This window comes from Paenirhodobacter sp., assembly GCF_047600745.1.
Lineage (GTDB): Bacteria > Pseudomonadota > Alphaproteobacteria > Rhodobacterales > Rhodobacteraceae > Rhodobacter.
Window position 1 is genome coordinate 1,703,892 of the sequence record NZ_JASGKI010000004.1, and the last position, 20,175, is coordinate 1,724,066.

Here is a 20,175-nt window from a genome sequence, read left to right on the forward strand (position 1 = left end):
CATGTTGACCGCGCGACAGGACCACTTCGCCCCGGCGGGTGCAAGGGATTGTTCCCGGCACAAAGCCGTGATTGACGCCGCCCCCGCGCCGTGGCGAATTGATCGCCCGTGCCGAAGGAGGCCCCATGCAGAACGCCCGCCTGTTCACGCCGATCCTGGTCGGCGGCTGTATCATCCTGCTGCTGAACTTCGCGATCCGCGCGTCCTTCGGGGTGTTCCAGATCCCGATCGCGCAGGAATTCGGCTGGCCCCGGGCCGAGTTCAGCCTGGCGATCGCGATCCAGAACCTGGCCTGGGGCATCGGCCAGCCGATCTTCGGCGCGCTGGCGGAACGGTTCGGCGACCGCAAGGCGATCGTGCTGGGCGCGGTGCTTTATGCGCTCGGGCTGGTGCTGTCGGCGCTGTCGGTGCATCCGTGGCAGCACGACCTGCTGGAATTCATGGTGGGCTTCGGCATCGCGGGCACCGGTTTCGGCGTCGTGCTGGCGGTGGTCGGCCGGGCGGCGACGGATGAGAACCGCTCCCTCGCGCTCGGCGTGGCCACGGCGGCCGGATCGGCGGGGCAGGTGTTCGGGGCGCCGCTGGCGGAGTTGCTGCTCGTCTGGTTCCCGTGGCAGGGCGTGTTCGTCATTTTCGCCGCGCTGATCATGGCCAGCCTGCTGGCGCTGCCGCTGCTGCGCGGCACGGCGCATATCGGGCGGGCGGAGCTTGCCGAAAGCATGGGCACGGTTCTGGCCCGCGCCTTCCGCGACCCGACCTATACCTTCATCTTCCTCGGCTTCTTCTCCTGCGGCTATCAGCTGGGCTTCATCACCGCCCATTTCCCCGCGATGGTGACCGAGATGTGCGGCGCGATCGACCCGTCCGGCATGCTGGCCGCGATCGGAATCAGGACGCAATCGGCGCTTGGCGCCGCCTCGATCGCGGTGATCGGGCTGGCGAATATCGCGGGGTCGATCCTGGCGGGCTGGGCGGGGCGGCGCTGGACGAAGAAATATCTGCTGGCCGGGATCTATGTGCTGCGCACCGTGGCGGCGGCGGTCTTCATCATGCTGCCGATGACACCCGCCAGCGTGCTGGTGTTCTCGCTGGTGATGGGGGCGCTGTGGCTCGCCACGGTGCCGCTGACCTCGGGGCTGGTCGCCTATATCTACGGGCTGCGCTACATGGGCACGCTTTATGGCTTCGTCTTCCTCAGCCATCAGATCGGCGCGTTTCTGGGGGTCTGGCTCGGCGGGCGGCTCTATGACCTTTACGGCAATTACACCGCCGTGTGGTGGGTCGGCGTCGCGGTGGGGGCGTTTTCGGCGATCATCCACCTGCCGGTGCGGGAACGCCCGCTGGTCGAGGGGCTTCAGCCCAGCGCCAGCCCAGCGCGGTAATCCGGATACAGCAGCCGCACCCCGAGTTCGGTCTTGATCCGGTCGTTCCGCACCCGGCGGTTGGCGGCGTAAAAGCTGCGCGCCATCGGGCTCATCTCGGCTTCGTCAAAGGCCACCTCCGGCGGGCGCGGCAGGCCCAGCAGATCCGCCGCATGGGCCAGCACGTCCTGCGGCGGGGCGGGTTCATCGTCGCAGACGTTATAGACCCGGCCCGGATCGGGCCGCGCCATCGAGGCCGCCAGAACCTGCGCGATATCCTCCACATGGATGCGCGAAAACACCTGCCCCGGCTTGACGATCCGCCGCGCCTGACCCGAGCGCACCTTTTCGAACGGACCGCGCCCCGGCCCGTAGATTCCCGCCAGCCGGAACACATGGGCGCCAAGCGCGCGCCACTCCGCCTCCGCCGCCAGCCGCTCCTGCCCGCGCTGCGTGCCGGGATCGGTCGGGCTGTCTTCGTCGACCCAGGCACCGCCGGTATCGCCGTAAACCCCGACCGTGGACAGATAACCGATCCAGTCCCAGTTCCGCGCCGCGATCCGTTCACCGAATGCCCGCAGCACCGGATCCCCCGCCGCATCCGGCGCGACCGAGCACAGCAGATGCGTCGCCTCCTCGATCGGCAGATCCTGCCCCGGCCAGACCAGCCCGCCGAAGGCCCCCGCCTTCTTTGCCGAACGGGACGTGCCGATGACCCGCGCGGGCGCGATCCGCCGCGCCAGCGCCTGTGCCGAATAGCCGTGGCCGATGGACAGCAGGATCATCGGTCGATATGCCCCATGTCGCGGCCCGGTTCGATCACGTCGCGGATGCGGCGCTTGATCTCCTTCGCCTCGGGGAAGCCACCGTCGCGCTTGCGCTCCCAGATCAGGGCGCCGTCCAGCCGGATTTCGTAAACCCCGCCATAGCCCGGGATCAGCGTCACCGCCCCCAGAGACTGGCCGAAGGACTGAAGCAGTTCCTGCGCCATCCATCCGGCCCGCAGGAGCCAGTTGCATCCGGTGCAATAGGTGATCGTCACCTGGGGTTTGCCGTCGTTTTCCATGGTGCGCAGGATACGGTCATCACAACGTCACTTGCAAGGCCGGGCGGGGAATGGCACGCTGAGCCATGGAAAAGGTCAACGCATTGAAATCATGGCCCGAGGCCGCGGCGCGCCTGATCGCCGTCGCCGCCGGGCGGGCGCCCGCCGATCTGGTGATCCGGGGCGGCAGATGGGTCAACGTCCAGTCGCGCGAGGTGCTGGACGGCTACGACATCGCCGTGGCGGAGGGGCGCTTTGCCGCCATCGCGCCGGACCTCTCCGCCGCCATCGGGCCGCAGACCGAGGTGATCGAGGCCCGGGGCCGTTACATGATCCCCGGCCTGATCGACGGCCATATGCACATCGAATCCGGCATGCTGACCCCGGCCGAATTCGCCGCCGCCGTGATCCCGCACGGCACCACCACCATGTTCACCGACCCGCATGAGATCGCCAATGTGCTGGGGCTTGAGGGGGTGCGGATGATGCACGACGAGGCGCTGATGCAGCCCGTCAACATCTATACGCAGATGCCGTCCTGCGCGCCCTCGGCGCCGGGGCTGGAGACCACGGGATACGAGATCAGCGCCGGGGATGTGGCCGAGGCGATGACCTGGCCCGGCATCATCGGCCTGGGCGAGATGATGAATTTCCCCGGCGTGATTCAGGGCGATCCGCAGATGCTGGCCGAAATCGCCGCGACGCAGGCGGCGGGCAAGACGGTCGGCGGCCATTACGCCAGCCCGGACAAGGGCGCGCCGTTCCGGGCCTATCTGGCGGGCGGCCCGGCGGATGATCACGAAGGCACGCGCGAGGAAGACGCCATCGCCCGGGTCCGCAACGGCATGCGCTCGATGATGCGGCTGGGCTCGGCCTGGCATGATGTCGAGACGCAGATCACCGCGGTGACGCAACGGGGGCTGGATCCGCGCAACTTCATCCTGTGCACCGATGATTGCCACTCCGGCACGCTGGTGCACGAAGGCCACATGAACCGGGTCTATCGCCATGCGGTCGCCTGCGGCTGTGATCCGCTGGTGGCGTTGCAGATGTGCACGGTGAATACGGCGACGCATTTCGGGCTGGAACGCGAACTCGGCTCCATCGCGCCGGGGCGGCGGGCAGATGTGATCCTGACTTCGGATCTGGTCACGCTGCCGGTCGAACAGGTGATCGCGCGCGGGCGGCTGGTGGCGCGGGACGGCGCGCTGCTGGTGGACTGCCCGCATTACGACTGGCCCGAGCGGGCGCGGCGGACGGTGAACCTGGGCCGCGCGCTGACGGCCACGGATTTCGCGATCCGCGCGCCCGAGGGGGCGAATACCGTCACCGCCCGCGTCATCGGCGTGATCGAGAACCAGGCGCCGACCAAGGCCCTCACCGCCGAAATGCCAGTGGTGGACGGGCTGGTCCCCGCTGACCCGGCGCGCGACCTCGCCCAGATCGCGCTGGTCGAGCGGCACCGCGGCACCGGCCATGTGGTGAACGGCTTCGTCTCGGGCTTTGGCTACAGCGGCCGGATGGCGATCGGCTCGACCGTCGCGCATGACAGCCACCATATGATCGTCGTCGGCACCGACCGCGAGAGCATGGCCGCCGTGGCGAACCGGCTGGGCGAGATCGGCGGCGGCATCACGGTGTGGAAGGACGGCACTGAAATCGCCTGCGTGCCGCTGCCCATCGCCGGGCTGATGTCCGACGACCCGGCAGCCGACGTCGCCGCCCGCGCCGCGCGGATGGTACAGGCGATGGCGGAGTGCGGCTGCACGCTCAACAACGCTTACATGCAGCATTCCCTGCTGGCGCTGGTGGTGATCCCGGAAATCCGGATCTCCGACCTTGGGCTGGTGGATGTGACGCGCTTTGAACTGACGGATCTGTTTGAATGAACGCCCCTCTTGTCACGCTCAGCCCGGCCTCGGCGCCGGAGCTGTTCACCGATGCCAAAGCCGCCGTCGCCCGGCTCGAAGCGCTTTATGCCGAGGCGACCGGCTATCTGATCGAGCATTTCAACACCGTTCTGGCCGAGGGTCGGGCGCCCGCGCGCTACCGTGCCTTTTACCCCGAGGTGCGGATCACCGTGGCCTCGCATGTCAAGGCCGACAGCCGGCTGAGTTTCGGCCATGTCTCGACGCCCGGCACCTATGTCGCCACGATCACCCGTCCCGACCTGTTCCACAACTATCTGGTGCAGCAGATCGGCCTGCTGATGAAAAACCATCAGGTCGCGGTGAGCATCGGCCCCTCCGCCACGCCGATCCCGGTGCATTTCGCGGTGGCGGCGCAGCCCGGCGTGATGGTGCCGCAGGAGGGCGTGCTGGACTTCAGCCTGCGCGATGTCTTCGATGTGCCGGATCTGGCGACGATGAACGACGATATCGTCAACGGCACGGCGGGGCCGAATCCGGATGGATCGGGGCATCTCGCGCCCTTCACCGCGCAGAGGGTGGATTATTCGCTGGCGCGGCTGAGCCATTACACGGCGACGGCGGCGGAGCATTTCCAGAACCACGTCCTGTTCACCAACTATCAGTTCTATGTGGACGAGTTCGAGAAGATCGGGCGGGAGATGCTGGCCGATCCGGCCTCGGGCTATACCAGCTTCGTCGCGCCGGGGAATGTGGAAATCACCGCCTCCGACGCGCCGATCCCGCCGCTGGCCAAGCTGCCGCAGATGCCGACCTATCACCTGAAGCGGCCGGACGGGGCGGGGATCACGCTCGTCAATATCGGCGTCGGCCCGTCCAATGCGAAAACGGCGACCGACCATATCGCCGTGCTGCGGCCCCATGCCTGGCTGATGGTGGGGCATTGCGCCGGGCTGCGGAATTCGCAGAGCCTGGGGGATTTCGTCCTCGCCCATGCCTATCTGCGCGAGGATCACGTTCTGGACGACGACCTGCCGGTCTGGGTGCCGATCCCGGCGCTGGCGGAAATCCAGATCGCGTTGCAGGAGGCAGTGGCCGAGGTCACGCGGCTGGAAGGCTACGAACTCAAGCGGATCATGCGCACCGGCACCGTGGCCACCATCGCCAACCGCAACTGGGAGCTGCGCGACCAGTCCGGCCCGGTCCACCGGCTCAGCCTGTCGCGGGCGGTGGCGCTGGACATGGAGAGCGCCACGATCGCGGCGAACGGGTTCCGCTTCCGGGTGCCCTATGGCACGCTGCTGTGCGTGTCGGACAAGCCGCTGCATGGCGAGTTGAAGCTGCCCGGAATGGCGACGGAATTCTACCGCACGCAGGTCGCGAACCACCTGCGGATCGGCATCCGCGCGATGGAGAAGCTGCGCGCGATGCCGCTCGAACGGATCCACAGCCGCAAGCTGCGCAGCTTCGAGGAGACCGCTTTCCTGTGACGGGTGAAAACCCGCCGTCTGCCTGCAATTGTTCACGATGCCTCTTGCCTTGTTAGGCAAAAGCGTGTGTTAGAAGGCAGTCTGAAAACCGCTGCGGCGGACAATGACCCTGGGCCACCGGGGCGTATGAGAGGATTTGAGATGTCGAAACCGATGACGAAGACCCAACTCGTGGCGGCCCTCGCCGAGGTCATGGGCTCGGACAAGAAGACCGCGAATGCCGCGCTCGATGCCATTGCCGAAGTCGTCGCGAAGGAAGTGGCTCAGGGCGGCGCCGTCACGCTGCCGGGGATCGGCAAGGTTTCGTGCAAGGCCCGTCCGGAGCGTCAGGTCCGCAACCCGGCGACCGGCGAAACCATGACCAAGCCCGCCGACAAGCAGGTCAAGGTCACCGTGGCGAAGGTTCTGAAGGACAGCGTGAACGTCTGATCTCCGACCGTTCGATCGTTCCGGGCCGCCTGCGAGAGATCGCGGCGGCCTTTGTGTTTCACGGATCAGAGGAGCGCAGCCCCCGGCACCGTTCCGAAAGGCCCGGCGGGCGGGAGTCATCCCGGGAATTCATCCGGGGAACAGTATACAAGCGGCATCGCCCGCACCGGCTTTTCACCACTCTGCCCCCCCCGGCGCGAAGGGCATACGGCGTCGCCCCCACACACCCCCTGCCCTGACAGATGCAGGCCCCAGCCATAAACCACCCGGTCCCGCGCCGCAGCCGCTGAGCCTCAACGCCCCCGCGCAGCTGACCGCAGGCCGCCCGGGCCTCAGCCGTAGACCGCCAGCTCCCGCCCCGCCCGCGCGATCAGCCGCAGCCCTGCCGCCCGGGCCTGTTCGACCGCCAGCGCCGTCGGCGCCGAAGGCGCGATCAGGCAGGCGGCCCCGGCCAGCACCGCCTTCTGCACCAGATCGACCGACACGCGCGAGGTCATGACCACCGCGCCCTGCGCCAGATCCACCTGCCCCCGCCACAGCGCCCCCACCAGCTTGTCGAGCGCATTGTGCCGCCCGACATCCTCGCGCACCGCGACCATCGCGCCATCGGCCCAGAACCCGGCGGCATGGGTCGCGCGGCAGGCATCCTTCAGCACTTGTCCCGCCCGCAGATCGTCGAGCGCCCGCGCGGCGGTGCCGGGCGTCAGCCCGGCACCCGCCGCGCCCGCGGGCGCCCGCGACAGCGGGCGCAATGCCTGTTCCAGACTGTCGATCCCGCATAGCCCACAGCCGACCGGCCCCGCCATCAGCCGCCGCCGCTCGATGAACCGCGCTCCGGCGGGCGCCGAGAGCCAGCCGCGCACCTCGATCCCCCGGGGCTGGCGCAGCACCTCCACGCCCTGAACCTCTGCCGGATCGGAAATCAGCCCCTCGGTCAGCGCGAAGCCCAGATGGAAATCCTCCAGATCAGCGGGCGTCGCCATCATCACCGCCTGCGTCACCCCGTCATAGACCAGCGCGACGGGGACTTCCTCGGGCAGGATTTCCCCGGCCCCATCGGGCAGGGTGACAGCAATCGCTCCGGCGGGCAGGGACATCGGCGAACCTCCTGTTTCGCTACAGACCCTGCCGCCCTTTGCCGCGAAAGTCGAGCCGCCCTTGCCCCCACCGCCGCAGCCGCCTACATCGGAGGCATGGATCTCCGCAGCCTGCTCCCCGCCCCGTTCCTGCGCCGCCCGGCGCGCGTCGCCCTGATCCGCCTGCAAGGCATGATCGGCACCGGTCGCGCGGGCCTGTCGGATGCCGCGCTGGCACCGGTGATCGAGCGCGCCTTCCGCAAGGGCCGCCCCGCCGCCGTCGCCCTGCTGATCAATTCGCCCGGCGGCTCGCCGGTGCAATCCTCGCTCATCGCCGGGCGGATCCGGCGGCTGGCTGTGGAACGGAACCTTCCCGTCCATGCCTTTGTCGAAGATGTCGCGGCCTCCGGCGGCTATTGGCTGGCCTGCGCGGCGGATGACATCCGCGCTGATGCCACCTCGATCGTCGGTTCGATCGGGGTGATTTCGGCGGGCTTCGGGCTCGACGGTTTCATCGGCAGGCACGGGATCGAGCGCCGCGTCCATACCGCGGGCGGCTCGAAGAGCTTCCTCGACCCGTTCCGCCCCGAAAAGCCCGAGGATGTCGCGCGCCTGACCCGGCTGCTCGAAGACATGCACGTCACCTTTCAGGACTGGGTGCGCAGCCGCCGCCCGCATCTGTCGGGCGATCTGTTCACCGGCGAGGTCTGGACCGGGCGGCAGGCAGTGGAGACCGGGCTGATCGACGGGATCGGCCACGCCATCCCCACGCTGAAGGAGATCTACGGCGCGAAGGTCCGCGTGATCCCCTATGGCCCGCGCCGCGGCCTGCTGCGCCGGTTCGGGGCGGAGGCCGCGGGCGCGATGGTCGACACGATCGAGGAGCGCGCCCTCTGGGCACGTTACGGGCTGTAGATGCTGATCAAGATCATGATCCTGTTCCTGGCGGCGATGGCCGGGCTCGCGGTCTTTGCGCGGTTCTGGTATCCGCCCGCGCGGCGCCGCGCGAAGGGGGCCTGTCCCGCCTGCGGGCGGCCAAGGATCGGGCCGGGGCCCTGCCCCTGCGGCCGGAAACGCTGAGGGGGAAGAGCATGGCGCGGGCATTGGTGACCGGATCGGCGCAACGGCTTGGCCGGGCGATGGCGCTCTATCTCGCGGGGCGGGGCCATGATGTGGCGATCCATTGCCACGGGTCCGAGGGCGAAGCGGTGGCCGACGAAGCGCGCGCCCTGGGCGTGCGGGCGGCTGTGCTGCGGGCCGATCTGCTGGACGAGGCGCAGACCGCCGCGCTGATCCCCCGCGCGGCCGAGGCGCTTGGCGGGCCGCTGGATGTGCTGATCAACAACGCCTCGATCTTCGATTATGACAATATCCGCACCGCGACCCGCGATAGCTGGGACCGGCATATCGGATCGAACCTGCGCGCGCCCTTCGTGCTCACGCAGGAATTCGCCCGGCAGGCGCCGAAGGCCGACCGTAGCACCGGCGAGCCGCGCGCCACATCGCTGATCGTCAACATGGTCGATCAGCGCGTGCTGAAGCCGACGCCGGAATTCATCACCTACAGCCTGGCGAAGGCCGGGCTCTGGGCGCTGACCCGGACCACGGCACAGGCGCTGGCGCCGGAGATACGGGTCAATGCGATCGGCCCGGGGCCAACGCTGCAAGGCGCGCGCCAGAGCGACAGCCATTTCGCCCGGCAGCGCGCGGCGACGATCCTGGAACGCGGCGCGGATCCGCAGGACATCTGCGCCGCGCTCGGCTATCTGCTGGATGCGGTGGCGGTGACGGGGCAGCTGATCTGTGTCGATGGCGGCCAGCATCTGGGCTGGAAAACCCCCGATGTTCTGGGAATCGAGTAGCGCCCGGGGCCCTGGGCGCGGCAAGTTGTCCACTTGCCGCCGCACCGTCGCAAAACTGTCAGGAATCTTCCAATGGTTTCAGGGGTTTGTTTTAACGATTTATTTTTTCCAAGAAATTTCAAAGGTTTGGAAAAGTGCCCAAAAAATGGGCCGATTAAGGAAGACCTCAGAATCCAAGGAAAAATCCGATCTCTCCAAAACTTTCCAACAGAGTTATCCACAGAAACGGTGGATGCCTTTACCCTTGAACTCCCGCCGCCAAGAGTGCAGCAACCGTTAAGAATCAAGCCGCAGCGATGACTGATCCCCAGCCTCCCGTGCAGACCGAAGACCCGGCGCCCCGGCGCCTGCGCGGCGCTGCGCTGATCGCGGATTACGTCTCGCGGCTGGACAGTTCGCCCGGCGTCTACCGGATGCTGAACGACAAGCAGGAAGTGCTCTATGTCGGCAAGGCGCGCAACCTGAAGGCGCGGGTGTCGAATTACGCGCGCCCGACCGGGCATTCGGCGCGGATCGCGCGGATGATCCACGAAACCACCCATATGATGTTCCTGACCACGCGCACCGAGACCGAGGCGCTGCTTCTGGAACAGAACCTGATCAAACAGCTGAAGCCGCGCTACAACGTGCTGCTGCGCGACGACAAGAGCTTCCCCTATATCCTGATCGACAAGACCACGCCCTTTCCGGAAATCCGCAAGCATCGCGGCGCGCGCACGGTGAAGGGCGCCTATTTCGGGCCGTTCGCCAGCGCCTCGGCGGTGAACCGGACGCTGAACCATCTGGAGCGGGTGTTCCAGCTGCGCAACTGTTCGGATGCGATGTTCGCCAGCCGCACCCGCCCCTGCCTGCAATATCAGATCAAGCGCTGCTCGGCGCCCTGCGTCGGCAAGATCGGCGAGGCGGACTATCAGCGCACGGTGGATGATGCGGAACGGTTCCTTCAGGGCAAGACCACGGCGATCCAGAAGGAACTGGCAGAGGAGATGATGGCCGCGTCGGAGGCGCTGGAATTCGAGCGCGCCGCCGCGCTGCGCGACCGGATCCAGGCGCTGACCACGGTGCAGCAATCGCAGGGCATCAACCCGCGCGGCGTGTCCGAGGCGGATGTGATCGCGGTGCATATGGAGGGCGGGCAGGCCTGCGTGCAGGTCTTCTTCATCCGCGCGCATCAAAGCTGGGGCAACCACGACTTTTACCCGAAGACCGGATCGGGCGCGGAGGAGCCGGAGATTCTGGAAGCCTTCCTCGGCCAGTTCTACGATACGAAGGAACCGCCCCGCCTGATCCTGCTCAGCCATGCGATCGAGGATGCCGACCTGATGCAGGAGGCGCTGGCGGGCAAGGCGGGCCACCGGGTAGAGATCGCCGTGCCGCAGCGGGGCGAAAAGGCCGAACTGGTGGAAAATGCGCTGCGCAACGCGCGCGAAAGCCTTGGGCGCCGGATGTCGGAATCCGCCGCCACGGCGCGGCTGTTGAAGGGTGTGGCGGAGGCCTTCGACCTGCCCGCCCCACCCGCGCGGATCGAGGTCTATGACAACTCCCACATTCAGGGCACGAATGCGGTGGGGGGGATGATCGTCGCGGGGCCGGAGGGCTTCCTGAAGAGCCAATACCGCAAATGGAACATCCGCGGCGACGAACTGACCCCGGGCGACGATTTCGGCATGATGAAAGAGGTGCTGACCCGCCGCTTTGCCCGCCTGCTGAAGGAGGATCCGGAGCACAGGGGCGAAAACTGGCCCGACCTGCTGCTGATCGACGGCGGCGCCGGGCAGGTGTCGGCGGTGCGGGAAATCATGGACAGGATGGGCGTCGACATCCCGATGGTCGGCGTCGCCAAGGGGATCGACCGCGATCAGGGCAAGGAAGAATTCCACCGCACCGGCCAGCGGCCCTTTGCCCTGCCGCGCCAGGATCCGGTGCTGTATTACATCCAGCGGCTGCGCGACGAGGCGCACCGCTGGGCGATCGGCGCACATCGGGCGAAGCGGGCGAAGTCACAGATGGCGAACCCACTGGACGAGATCCCCGGCATCGGCGCCACCCGCAAGCGCGCGCTGCTCCAGCATTTCGGCTCAGCCAAGGCGGTCAGCCGCGCCGGGGTGACGGACCTGATGGAGGCGCCCGGTATTTCGGCGGCGATGGCCGAAACGATCTGGAACTTCTTCAACGACAAGGGCTGAGCCGATTGACAGGCCACCCGGACGGGAGGATAGCACGCCCATGCGCCATGCCCTGACCACCCCCGCCGAGATTTGTGCCGCCGGGCTGAGCCCCGACACGCCCGGGGCGCTGGCCCCGGTGGCGGCGGAGTTCCGGATCCGGGTGACCCCGGCGATGCAGGCGGCGATCGCGGCGCCGGGCGATCCGGTGGCGGCGCAATTCGTGCCGACCCTGGCCGAACTGCTGACCCGGCCCGAGGAGATGCTCGACCCGATCGGCGATGTCGTGCGCTCACCGGTGCCCGGTCTGACGCATCGCTACCCGGACCGGGTGATCCTGCATGTCACCAAGACCTGCGACGTCTATTGCCGCTTCTGCTTCCGCCGCGAAACGGTGGGCGAGACCGGCCCCCTGCCCGAGGCCGCGCTGAGCGAGGCGCTGGCCTATATCGCCCGCACCCCCGCGATCCGGGAGGTGATCCTGACCGGGGGCGATCCGCTGACGCTCTCGCCACGCAGGCTGGGGGATGTGCTGGGGCGGCTGGCGGAAATCCCGCATGTGACGACGCTGCGCATCCATACCCGCGTGCCAGTGGTGGCGCCCGAACGCATCGGCCCGGCACTGGCCGATCTGCTGGCGGGGTTGCGGCTGCCGGTCTGGGTGGTGCTGCATACGAACCATGCGCAGGAGATGACCGAAGCCGCGCGCGCCGCCATCGCCAGGCTGGTTGACCATGGTATTCCGATGCTGTCGCAATCCGTGCTGCTGCGCGGGGTGAACGACAGTCATCAGGCGCTGGTCGATCTGTTCCGCGCGTTGCAGGACAACCGGGTGAAGCCCTATTACCTGCATCATTGCGATCTGGCGCGCGGCACCTCGCATTTCCGCACCACGATCGCGGCGGGCCGGGCGCTGATGCGGGGGCTGCGCGGACATCTGTCGGGGGCGGCGGTGCCGACCTATGTGCTGGATATTCCCGGCGGCTTCGGCAAGGTGCCGGTCACGGCGGATCATTTCACCCCCGGCCCCACGCCCGGCACCTGGAAGGTCACGGATTGGCAGGACCGCGTGCATGATTACGCCGACCCCCTTCCCCTTGTGCCTGAGCGCGGCTAGGGTGCGGGCATGAAATGGACGTTGCCGAATACGCTCACGGTGCTCCGACTGCTCGCCGCTCCGGGCGTAGCGGTGATGTTTCTGTATTTCCACCGCCCCTGGGCCGACTGGCTGGCGCTGACGCTGTTCATCGGCGCCGCGATCACCGATTATTTCGACGGCTATCTGGCGCGGCTATGGAAGCAGGAATCGAAATTCGGCGCGATGCTGGACCCGATCGCCGACAAGGCGATGGTGGTGATCGCGATCATGGTGCTGACCGGCTATTCCGGCATGAACCCCTGGCTGATCCTGCCCGCGACGGTGATCCTGTTCCGGGAGGTTTTCGTCTCCGGCCTGCGCGAGTATCTGGGCGCGGATGCGAAGCTGCTGAAGGTCACCAAGCTCGCCAAGTGGAAGACCACGGCGCAGATGGTGGCGATTGCGGTGCTGTTCCTGGGCACCGGGCTCGACTATCTGGAAAAGGGGCGCGCGCCGCGGGCGGGCGAAGGCGATCTGCCCACGGGAGTGGGGCTGGCCGATATGGCGAATCATGTCGGGCTGGCACTGATCTGGGTGGCGGCGGTGCTGACGGCGGTGACGGGCTGGGATTATTTCCGCAAGGCGCTGCCCTTCCTGCGGGATCACGAGCGTGATTGAGGTGGTCTATTTCGCCTGGGTGCGCGAGCGCATCGGGCTGCCGCGCGAACGGGTGGAGACATCGGCCCGGACAGCGCGGGATCTGGTTGCGGAACTGAGCGCGCGGGAACCGCGCTATGCCGCCGCCTTCGCCGATATTTCCGCGCTGCGCGTCGCACTGGATCAGGAGCTGGCCGATTTCGACGCGCCGCTCGCGGGGGTGCGCGAGGTGGCGTTCTTCCCGCCGATGACCGGGGGCTGAGATGCGCGTGATCGTGCAGGCCGAGCCCTTCGACATGGCCGCGGAACTGCACGGTTTCGGCGCGGGCTCCGGCGCCGTCGTCACCTTCACCGGGATCGTGCGCGACGACGGCGGCCGGATGCAGGCTCTGGAACTGGAACACTACCCCGGCATGACCGAACGCGCGATGACCGAAATCACGCGCGACGCGCTGCACCGCTTTGCCCTGACGGATGTCACCGTGATCCACCGCCATGGCCGGATTCCGGTGGGCGAGGCGATCATGATGGTGGCCACAGCCGCGCGCCACCGGCAGGCGGCTTTTGACGCGGCGGAGTTCCTGATGGATTACCTGAAATCCCGCGCGCCGTTCTGGAAGAAGGAAATCGGTCCGGAGGGCGAAAGCTGGGTCGCGGCAAGGCAGGCCGACGAAGAGGCGCTGAAGCGCTGGTAACGCCACCATGGCGGCCCGCAATGGGGGCTGTTTCTTCTGCAAGGGACGGCGTTTTCTGCGTCATTCCATCCGACACAGGGCTGAAGCCCTTTAGGATATCCCGCCGGTCAAAACGGAGAGCGGCCCCATGACAAAGGCCCGCCGAAACGGCGGGCCCTGGCCTATTCACTGTCCGAAGACTCAGCCGATCGCGGCGGCCTTCACGTCCTCGTCGATATAGGGGACATATTGCGCGAAATTGTCCGCGAACATCTTCACCAGCTTCGCCGCCTGCGCGTCAAAGGCGGCCTTGTCGGCCCAGGTGTCGCGCGGGTTCAGCAGCGTGGTGTCGACGCCCGGCACGGCAACCGGAACTTCGAAGCCGAAGTTCGGATCCTTGACGAATTCGACGTTGTTCAGCGAACCGTCGAGCGCGGCGGTCAGCAGCGCGCGGGTTGCCTTGATCGGCATCCGCTTGCCCACGCCATAGGCGCCGCCGGTCCAGCCGGTGTTGACGAGCCAGCAGCTCGCGCCGGTCGCGTTGATCTTCGCTTGCAGCAGCTTGCCATAGGCTTCCGGACGACGCGGCATGAAGGGCGCGCCGAAGCAGGTCGAGAAGGTCGGGATCGGTTCGGTCACGCCGACTTCGGTGCCCGGGGTCTTCGAGGTGAAGCCCGACAGGAAGTGATACATCGCCTGAGCCGGGGTCAGCCGCGCGATCGGCGGCAGAACGCCATAGGCGTCGCAGGTCAGCATGATCACGTTCTTCGGCTGGCCGCCGAGCGAGCTGGGCGATGCGTTGGAGATATACTCCAACGGATAGGCGCAGCGCATGTTGTCGGTGATCGAGTTGTCGGTGAAGTTCAGCTCGAAGGTTTCCGGATCGAAGGTCATGTTTTCGACCACGGTGCCGAACATCGAGCAGGTCGCGTAGATTTCCGGCTCCGCTTCCTTCGACAGGTTGATCGTCTTGGCGTAGCAGCCGCCTTCGAAGTTGAAGGTGCCCTTGTCCGACCAGCCGTGTTCGTCGTCACCGATCAGGATGCGCGACGGATCGGCCGAGAGCGTGGTCTTGCCGGTGCCCGACAGGCCGAAGAAGATCGCGGTGTCTTCGACATTGCCGATCGCGTGGTTGGCCGAGCAGTGCATCGCCATGATGCCCTTGCCGGGCAGGATGTAGTTCAGCAGCGTGAAGACCGACTTCTTGTTTTCACCCGCATATTGGGTGTTGCCGATCAGGATGATCTTCTTGTCGAAGTTCAGCGCGATCACGGTTTCCGAACGGCAGCCGTGCCGCTCCGGATCCGCCTTGAACGACGGGCAGTTGATGATCGTGAATTCCGGGACGAAGCTGTCCAGCTCATGGCGCTCGGGACGGCGCAGCAGGTGCCGGATGAACAGGTTGTGCCAGGCGAGTTCCGTGACCAGACGCACGTCCAGACGATGCTCCGGATCGGCGCCGCCGAACAGGTCCTGGACGTAGTAGTCCTTGCCCTTCATGTGTTCGAGCATGTCGGCATAGAGCACGTCGAACTTCGCCGGGTCCATCGGCTTGTTGTTTTCCCACCAGATCGAATCCTCGACCGAGGGGGTGCGGACGACGAACTTGTCCTTCGGCGAACGGCCGGTGTGCTTGCCGGTGGTGCAGTAGAACGCGCCGCCCTTGCCCAGCGTGCCTTCGCCGTTCTTCAGCGCCGCTTCGATCAGCGCGGGCTCCAGCAGGTTGTAATAGACAGTGCCGAGACCAGTGATGCCTTGATCTTCCAGGCGTTTCGCCGGGTTCACGCGTCCGATGCTCATGTGTCGCTCCCGATGCCGAATGTCGGCGTCCTGTGGGTTCCTCCCGGCATCCCGGACCAATAGGAATGCCGATCCGGCGCAGCGGGCCGCGTCGGATGCGCCCCTATAGCACGACGATTCCGTGAAGGAACAGGCGCCGATGTCGCAGTTAGCGCAACCACGGCGGTCTTTAGCGCAACCATTCCAATCGTCATTAACCGGGGGTTACGCCGAATTGTGCCCGCATCATGAAAATTAGGCAATCCTTCGCCTTTTCCGGGTTGGATGTGTGGCAATGCGGGGGGTGATTCGGCCCCGGCAACCCTTGATGGAAAGGATTTCCTCCATGTCCAGAATCGCACTGGTCGATGACGACCGCAATATCCTGACCTCCGTGGCGATGACGCTGGAGGCGGAGGGATACGCGGTCGAGACCTTTACCGACGGGCAATCCGCCCTTGACGCCTTCGGCAAGCGGATGCCCGATATGGCGGTGCTCGACATCAAGATGCCGCGGATGGACGGGATGGAGCTTCTCGGCCTGCTGCGGCAGCGCAGCGCGACGATGCCGGTGATCTTCCTGACCTCGAAGGAGGATGAGATCGACGAGGTTCTGGGACTGCGGATGGGGGCGGATGACTATGTGAAAAAACCGTTCAGCCAGCGGCTTCTGGTCGAGCGGATCCGCGCCCTGCTGCGCCGTCAGGATGCCACCGGGGCGGAGGCGGAGAGCGGCAAGGCGATCGTGCGCGGCAACCTGTCGATGGACCCGATGCGCCATTCGGTCGTCTGGAAAGGCCGGGAGGTCACGCTGACGGTGACCGAATTCCTGCTGTTGCAGGCGCTCGCGCAGCGCCCGGGCTTTGTGAAATCGCGCGATCAGCTGATGGATGTCGCCTATGACGATCAGGTCTATGTCGACGACCGCACGATCGACAGCCACGTCAAGCGGCTGCGCAAGAAGATGCGCGCCGTGGACGAGGATTTCGCCGCGATCGAGACGCTTTACGGCATCGGCTACCGCTACAACGAAGAATAGCCATGGCGGACAGGATTGAAGGGGCGGAGGCGACGATCGCCTCGGCCCGGGCGCGGGGGCTGCGGGGCGGGGATTTCTGGCGCGTCCGGGGCGGCCGGATCCAGATCTCCTTCGGGCATTCGCCGCTGGCCCGCAAGATCATCGTCCTGAACATCACCGCGATCCTGGTGATGGTCGCGGGGGTGCTCCATCTCAACCCGTTCCGCGACAGCCTGGTGATCCAGCGCGAAACCGCCATGCTGCGGGAAATGGTGCTGATTTCCGACCTGACGGAGGCGCGGCTGGCCGATGGCGGGTCCGGCGCCGGGGCCGCGATCCAGGGGGTGCGGCTGTCGGCGGGGGCGGCGCTCTATGCCTTTGACCCGGCGGGGCGGCTGCTGGGGCAGAGCGAGAATGCCGAGCCTCCTGCCCGGCTGCCGACACAGGACCGCTCCACGGTGATGATGGATTTCCTGACCGGAATCTGGGGCTGGCTGTCGGAACATCTGCTGCGGCGGGAGGAGCTGCCGAAACGCGATACGCTCTCCGTCGCGCGCGCGCTGGCCGATATGCTACAGGACGGGGGCGCCGCGGCGACGACCAGCCGCGATGCCTCGGGGGCGACGATCTTCTCCGTCGCCCGCGCGATCGAGCGGGAAGGGCAGATCATCGCGGTTCTCGCCCTGACCAGCGCGGCGGGCGAGATCGACGATCTGGTGCGGATCGAGCGCGAGCAGGTGTTGCAGGTCTTCGTGATCGCGATCATCGTATCCATCGGGCTCAGCCTGATCCTGGCCTCCGCGATCGCCACCCCGCTTGCCGAACTGGCGCGGGCGGCGGAGGCGGGACAGGATCCGAAGGCCCGCAGAATGACATCGGCAAGGGTGCGGATCCCCGATCTGCGCGCCCGCGCGGATGAGATCGGGCGATTGTCGGAGGCGATGCGGAGAATGGTCGATGCGCTTTACGAGAGAATCGACGCGAACGAACAGTTCGCCGCCGATGTCGCGCATGAAATCAAGAACCCGCTGGCCTCGCTGCGCTCGGCGGTGGCTTCCCTCGACCGGGTAACGCGAAAGGATCAGCGCGCGCGCCTGCTACAGGTGATCGACAGCGACGTGCGCAGGCTCGACCGGCTGGTCAGCGACATTTCCAATGCCTCGCGGCTCGACAGCGAACTGGTCAAGGAAGAGGAGGAAATCTTCGACCTGGTGCGGATGGTCTCGGACCTGTGCGCCTATTTCGCCGAACAGGCGCAGGACCACGGCATTTCCTTCATCGCTGACCTTCCCGAAGACAGGATCGGGATCAGCGGGCTGGAGGGGCGCCTGGCGCAGGTCTTCGTCAACCTCATCACCAATGCGCTCAGCTTCTGCGATGCGGGGGGCACGGTGCGGGTTTGGGTACGCAGGCGCGACAACCGGGTGGTCGTCGTGGTCGAGGATACCGGCCCCGGCATCCCCGAAGAGGCGCTGACCCGCGTGTTCCGCCGCTTCTATTCGCAACGGCCGGAGGGGCAGTTCGGCGACCATTCCGGCCTCGGCCTCGCGATCTCGAAGCAGATCGTCGAAGCGCATGGCGGCGTGATCTGGGCCGAAAACATCCGCCCGCCGGACGCGGATCCCCTGTCGCCGCCACTCGGCGCGCGTTTCGTGGTGGGGCTGCCGGCATGAATATTCACGCGACGGCGGTGGCGCTGAATCCGGGGCGCGCGGTGCTGATCCTGGGGGCCGCCGGCGCGGGGAAATCCGAACTGGCGCTGCGGCTGATGGCCTATGGCGCGCGGCTCGTGGCGGATGACCGGGTGGACCTGACCGCGCGCGACGGCGAGGTATGGGCCCGGGCGCCCGCCACGATTTCCGGCATGATCGAGATGCGCGGCGTGGGCATCCTGCGCGCGGATCCCCTGCCCTCGGCGCGGATCGTCCTGGTCGTGGATCTCGACCGGACCGAGACCGAACGCCTGCCACCGCAGCGCGTCCATGAGCTGCTGGGCGTGCGCCTTCCCCTTGTGCTGCGGCTGCAACGTGGTCATCTTGACGTGGCAGTCCTGCAATGGCTGAAAGGCGGGAGGGTAGCGTGACGTCAACGGGGGCCAGCCGCATTGTTCTGGTGACCGGGCCCTCGGGCTCCGGGCGGACGACCGCGCTCGCGGCGCTGGAGGATCTCGGTTACGAGACGATCCACAACCTGCCGCTGAGCCTTGTCCCGCGCCTGCTGGATGGTCCGCTGGACCGGCCGCTGGCGCTGGCGGTCGATGTCCGCAACCGGGATTTCTCGGCCGCGCGCCTGATCGAACTGATCGACCGGCTGACCCGCGACCCGAAGCTGAAGCTCGACCTGCTCTATCTCGACACGCAGCCCGACGTGCTGATCCGGCGTTATTCCGAAACCCGCCGCCGTCACCCGATGGCGCCGGAGGATGCACCGCTGGAGGGGATCCGGCTGGAGACCGACCTTCTTGTGCCGATCCGGACGCGGGCGGATGTGCTGATCGACACTTCGTCGATGACACCGCATGACCTGCGCGCGGAGGTGGCGCGCTGGTTCGACATGAGCCACATCGCCCGGCTGGCGGTGTCGCTGCACAGTTTCAGCTACAAACGCGGCGTGCCACGCGGGCTCGACATGATGTTCGACTGCCGGTTCCTGAACAATCCCTATTGGGTGCCTGCGCTGCGTGGGTTGACGGGGCTGGACCCGGAGGTGGCGGCCTATGTCGCCTCGGATCCGCGCTATGGCGAATTCATCGAGCGGGTGACGGGGCTCTTGCTGTTCCTGCTGCCTGCACATGTGGCCGAGGGCAAGAGCCACCTGTCTGTGGGTTTCGGCTGTACCGGCGGGCAACACCGTTCGGTCGCTGTTAACGAAGTAGTTACCAAAGCCCTTGCGGATGCGGGCTGGCAAGTGTCTAAACGTCATAGGGAACTGGAACGGCGGGCAATTGTCCCGCCCGGGGTGAAAACGGGAAGCGGCGCGTGATCGGAATCGTGATCGTGGCACATGGGGGCTTGGCGCGCGAGTATCTCGCCGCGGTGGAGCATGTCGTGGGCCCGCAAAATGGCATCCGCGCCATTACCATCGAAGATGACCATGACCGGAGCGCCAAGCAGGCCGAAATCCGGGCCGCCGTGGATGCGGTGGATTCGGGGGACGGCGTGGTCGTGGTGACGGACATGTTCGGCGGCTCGCCCTCGAACCTCAGCCTGCTCGCCTGCGAGACCTGCGAACGCGAAATCATCTATGGCGCGAATCTCCCCCTGCTGATCAAGCTCGCGAAATCGCGCAGCCTCGGGGTGCATGCCGCCGTGGCCGCCGCCCTCGACGCCGGGCGAAAATACATCAACAGCTACTCAGTCTACGGAAGCGACAAGTGAGCGTCACCAGAGTCCTGAAAATCGTCAATGAAAAGGGCCTGCACGCGCGGGCTTCGGCGCGTTTCGTGGAGGTGGTCGAACAGTTCGACGCCCGGGCCGAGGTGGAAAAGGACGGTATGGCGGTGTCCGGCGATTCCATCATGGGGCTGCTGATGCTGGCCGCCTCGCGCGGAACCTCGATCCAGGTCACGACCTCGGGCGCACAGGCTGGTGCGCTGGCCGATGCGTTGCAGGATCTGGTCGGCGACAGGTTCGGCGAGGAAAACTAGCGCGGCGGCCACCCCCGGGGGGCAACC

The 20,175-nt window shown here is 66.8% G+C and carries 22 protein-coding genes; 18 read left to right on the forward strand and 4 right to left on the reverse strand.

All coding sequences use genetic code 11. The features are described 5' to 3' along the window. Positions 1-125 precede the first annotated feature (125 nt). Positions 126-1,382 (forward strand): MFS transporter, encoded by a 1,257-nt coding sequence (locus QM789_RS17065; RefSeq protein WP_420353028.1) that lies wholly within the window; start codon positions 126-128, stop codon positions 1,380-1,382. On the opposite strand, the gene QM789_RS17070 is transcribed toward QM789_RS17065, so the two are convergent. Together QM789_RS17070 and QM789_RS17075 are read right to left on the reverse strand one after the other, a co-directional pair. Next, the gene (locus QM789_RS17070) at positions 1,355-2,146 is read right to left on the reverse strand and encodes an SDR family oxidoreductase (RefSeq protein WP_420353029.1); all 792 of its coding nucleotides are present in this window, start codon (positions 2,144-2,146) and stop codon (positions 1,355-1,357) included. The two genes, QM789_RS17065 and QM789_RS17070, sit on opposite strands and share 28 nt — an antisense overlap. Further along, positions 2,143-2,427: a SelT/SelW/SelH family protein gene (locus QM789_RS17075; protein WP_420353030.1), complete on the reverse strand. Its 285-nt coding sequence runs from the start codon at positions 2,425-2,427 to the stop codon at positions 2,143-2,145. Before QM789_RS17075 ends, QM789_RS17070 begins: the two co-directional genes overlap by 4 nt. Before the next feature lie 65 nt (positions 2,428-2,492). Between QM789_RS17075 and ade the strand changes: the two genes are divergently transcribed. The 3 genes from ade (at position 2,493) to QM789_RS17090 (ending at position 6,193) form a co-directional block, all read left to right on the forward strand. Continuing rightward, entirely contained in the window at positions 2,493-4,295 is a 1,803-nt protein-coding gene (gene ade, locus QM789_RS17080; RefSeq protein ID WP_420353031.1) for an adenine deaminase, read from the forward strand. Next, on the forward strand, positions 4,292-5,764 hold the full coding sequence (locus tag QM789_RS17085; RefSeq protein ID WP_420353032.1) for an AMP nucleosidase: 1,473 nt from the start codon (positions 4,292-4,294) through the stop codon (positions 5,762-5,764). The genes ade and QM789_RS17085 overlap by 4 nt, the downstream gene beginning before the upstream one ends. 141 nt (positions 5,765-5,905) lie before the next feature. After that, positions 5,906-6,193: an HU family DNA-binding protein gene (locus QM789_RS17090; RefSeq protein ID WP_420353033.1), complete on the forward strand. Its 288-nt coding sequence runs from the start codon at positions 5,906-5,908 to the stop codon at positions 6,191-6,193. 332 nt (positions 6,194-6,525) lie between these two features. On the opposite strand, the gene fdhD is transcribed toward QM789_RS17090, so the two are convergent. Next, the gene (gene fdhD / locus QM789_RS17095; protein ID WP_420353034.1) at positions 6,526-7,290 is read right to left on the reverse strand and encodes a formate dehydrogenase accessory sulfurtransferase FdhD; all 765 of its coding nucleotides are present in this window, start codon (positions 7,288-7,290) and stop codon (positions 6,526-6,528) included. Positions 7,291-7,386: 96 nt separating this feature from the next. Here fdhD and QM789_RS17100 point away from each other — a divergent pair, with 96 nt between their 5' ends. The 8 genes from QM789_RS17100 to QM789_RS17135 all read left to right on the forward strand — a co-directional run bounded on the left by QM789_RS17100 (position 7,387) and on the right by QM789_RS17135 (position 13,726). Further along, positions 7,387-8,184, forward strand: a complete 798-nt coding sequence (locus QM789_RS17100; RefSeq protein ID WP_420353035.1) for a S49 family peptidase — start codon at positions 7,387-7,389, stop codon at positions 8,182-8,184. Continuing rightward, on the forward strand, positions 8,185-8,349 hold the full coding sequence (locus tag QM789_RS17105; protein ID WP_420353036.1) for a hypothetical protein: 165 nt from the start codon (positions 8,185-8,187) through the stop codon (positions 8,347-8,349). Between the two features lie 11 nt (positions 8,350-8,360). Further along, on the forward strand, positions 8,361-9,131 hold the full coding sequence (locus QM789_RS17110) for an SDR family oxidoreductase (RefSeq protein WP_420353037.1): 771 nt from the start codon (positions 8,361-8,363) through the stop codon (positions 9,129-9,131). Between the two features lie 296 nt (positions 9,132-9,427). Beyond that, positions 9,428-11,317 (forward strand): excinuclease ABC subunit UvrC, encoded by a 1,890-nt coding sequence (gene uvrC, locus QM789_RS17115; RefSeq protein WP_420353038.1) that lies wholly within the window; start codon positions 9,428-9,430, stop codon positions 11,315-11,317. A gap of 40 nt (positions 11,318-11,357) precedes the next feature. Then, a complete protein-coding gene (locus QM789_RS17120) occupies positions 11,358-12,413 on the forward strand; it encodes a lysine-2,3-aminomutase-like protein (RefSeq protein ID WP_420353039.1) in 1,056 nt (351 codons plus the stop codon). A 9-nt stretch (positions 12,414-12,422) separates the two neighbouring features. Beyond that, positions 12,423-13,052 (forward strand): CDP-diacylglycerol--glycerol-3-phosphate 3-phosphatidyltransferase, encoded by a 630-nt coding sequence (gene pgsA / locus QM789_RS17125; protein WP_420353040.1) that lies wholly within the window; start codon positions 12,423-12,425, stop codon positions 13,050-13,052. Continuing rightward, a complete protein-coding gene (gene moaD / locus QM789_RS17130) occupies positions 13,048-13,293 on the forward strand; it encodes a molybdopterin converting factor subunit 1 (protein ID WP_420353335.1) in 246 nt (81 codons plus the stop codon). Before pgsA ends, moaD begins: the two co-directional genes overlap by 5 nt. A gap of 1 nt (position 13,294) precedes the next feature. Continuing rightward, complete coding sequence (locus QM789_RS17135; RefSeq protein WP_420353041.1) at positions 13,295-13,726, forward strand: molybdenum cofactor biosynthesis protein MoaE; 432 nt, start codon at positions 13,295-13,297, stop codon at positions 13,724-13,726. A 180-nt stretch (positions 13,727-13,906) separates the two neighbouring features. On the opposite strand, the gene QM789_RS17140 is transcribed toward QM789_RS17135, so the two are convergent. Next, positions 13,907-15,505 carry a phosphoenolpyruvate carboxykinase gene (locus tag QM789_RS17140; RefSeq protein WP_420353042.1) on the reverse strand — a complete coding sequence of 533 codons (1,599 nt, stop codon included), beginning with the start codon at positions 15,503-15,505 and terminating at the stop codon, positions 13,907-13,909. A gap of 325 nt (positions 15,506-15,830) precedes the next feature. Here QM789_RS17140 and QM789_RS17145 point away from each other — a divergent pair, with 325 nt between their 5' ends. The 6 genes from QM789_RS17145 to QM789_RS17170 are packed head-to-tail and all read left to right on the forward strand — an operon-like array spanning position 15,831 to position 20,148. Further along, a complete protein-coding gene (locus tag QM789_RS17145; RefSeq protein WP_420353043.1) occupies positions 15,831-16,523 on the forward strand; it encodes a response regulator transcription factor in 693 nt (230 codons plus the stop codon). Positions 16,524-16,525: 2 nt separating this feature from the next. After that, complete coding sequence (locus tag QM789_RS17150; RefSeq protein ID WP_420353044.1) at positions 16,526-18,175, forward strand: ATP-binding protein; 1,650 nt, start codon at positions 16,526-16,528, stop codon at positions 18,173-18,175. Further along, a complete protein-coding gene (locus tag QM789_RS17155; protein ID WP_420353045.1) occupies positions 18,172-18,585 on the forward strand; it encodes an HPr kinase/phosphorylase in 414 nt (137 codons plus the stop codon). Before QM789_RS17150 ends, QM789_RS17155 begins: the two co-directional genes overlap by 4 nt. After that, positions 18,558-19,484 carry an RNase adapter RapZ gene (gene rapZ, locus QM789_RS17160; RefSeq protein ID WP_420353046.1) on the forward strand — a complete coding sequence of 309 codons (927 nt, stop codon included), beginning with the start codon at positions 18,558-18,560 and terminating at the stop codon, positions 19,482-19,484. The genes QM789_RS17155 and rapZ overlap by 28 nt, the downstream gene beginning before the upstream one ends. Next, the gene (locus tag QM789_RS17165; protein WP_420353047.1) at positions 19,481-19,879 is read left to right on the forward strand and encodes a PTS sugar transporter subunit IIA; all 399 of its coding nucleotides are present in this window, start codon (positions 19,481-19,483) and stop codon (positions 19,877-19,879) included. The genes rapZ and QM789_RS17165 overlap by 4 nt, the downstream gene beginning before the upstream one ends. Continuing rightward, positions 19,876-20,148 carry an HPr family phosphocarrier protein gene (locus QM789_RS17170; protein ID WP_420353048.1) on the forward strand — a complete coding sequence of 91 codons (273 nt, stop codon included), beginning with the start codon at positions 19,876-19,878 and terminating at the stop codon, positions 20,146-20,148. The genes QM789_RS17165 and QM789_RS17170 overlap by 4 nt, the downstream gene beginning before the upstream one ends. Positions 20,149-20,175: the final 27 nt, after the last annotated feature.

Coding starts and splice junctions, on each gene's coding strand:
- QM789_RS17065 (WP_420353028.1), top strand. CDS start 126: ATGCAGAACGCCCGCCTGTTCACGCCGATCCTGGTCGGCGGCTGTATC.
- QM789_RS17070 (WP_420353029.1), bottom strand. CDS start 2,146: ATGATCCTGCTGTCCATCGGCCACGGCTATTCGGCACAGGCGCTGGCG.
- QM789_RS17075 (WP_420353030.1), bottom strand. CDS start 2,427: ATGGAAAACGACGGCAAACCCCAGGTGACGATCACCTATTGCACCGGA.
- ade (WP_420353031.1), top strand. CDS start 2,493: ATGGAAAAGGTCAACGCATTGAAATCATGGCCCGAGGCCGCGGCGCGC.
- QM789_RS17085 (WP_420353032.1), top strand. CDS start 4,292: ATGAACGCCCCTCTTGTCACGCTCAGCCCGGCCTCGGCGCCGGAGCTG.
- QM789_RS17090 (WP_420353033.1), top strand. CDS start 5,906: ATGTCGAAACCGATGACGAAGACCCAACTCGTGGCGGCCCTCGCCGAG.
- fdhD (WP_420353034.1), bottom strand. CDS start 7,290: ATGTCCCTGCCCGCCGGAGCGATTGCTGTCACCCTGCCCGATGGGGCC.
- QM789_RS17100 (WP_420353035.1), top strand. CDS start 7,387: ATGGATCTCCGCAGCCTGCTCCCCGCCCCGTTCCTGCGCCGCCCGGCG.
- QM789_RS17105 (WP_420353036.1), top strand. CDS start 8,185: ATGCTGATCAAGATCATGATCCTGTTCCTGGCGGCGATGGCCGGGCTC.
- QM789_RS17110 (WP_420353037.1), top strand. CDS start 8,361: ATGGCGCGGGCATTGGTGACCGGATCGGCGCAACGGCTTGGCCGGGCG.
- uvrC (WP_420353038.1), top strand. CDS start 9,428: ATGACTGATCCCCAGCCTCCCGTGCAGACCGAAGACCCGGCGCCCCGG.
- QM789_RS17120 (WP_420353039.1), top strand. CDS start 11,358: ATGCGCCATGCCCTGACCACCCCCGCCGAGATTTGTGCCGCCGGGCTG.
- pgsA (WP_420353040.1), top strand. CDS start 12,423: ATGAAATGGACGTTGCCGAATACGCTCACGGTGCTCCGACTGCTCGCC.
- QM789_RS17135 (WP_420353041.1), top strand. CDS start 13,295: ATGCGCGTGATCGTGCAGGCCGAGCCCTTCGACATGGCCGCGGAACTG.
- QM789_RS17140 (WP_420353042.1), bottom strand. CDS start 15,505: ATGAGCATCGGACGCGTGAACCCGGCGAAACGCCTGGAAGATCAAGGC.
- QM789_RS17145 (WP_420353043.1), top strand. CDS start 15,831: ATGTCCAGAATCGCACTGGTCGATGACGACCGCAATATCCTGACCTCC.
- QM789_RS17150 (WP_420353044.1), top strand. CDS start 16,526: ATGGCGGACAGGATTGAAGGGGCGGAGGCGACGATCGCCTCGGCCCGG.
- QM789_RS17155 (WP_420353045.1), top strand. CDS start 18,172: ATGAATATTCACGCGACGGCGGTGGCGCTGAATCCGGGGCGCGCGGTG.
- rapZ (WP_420353046.1), top strand. CDS start 18,558: ATGGCTGAAAGGCGGGAGGGTAGCGTGACGTCAACGGGGGCCAGCCGC.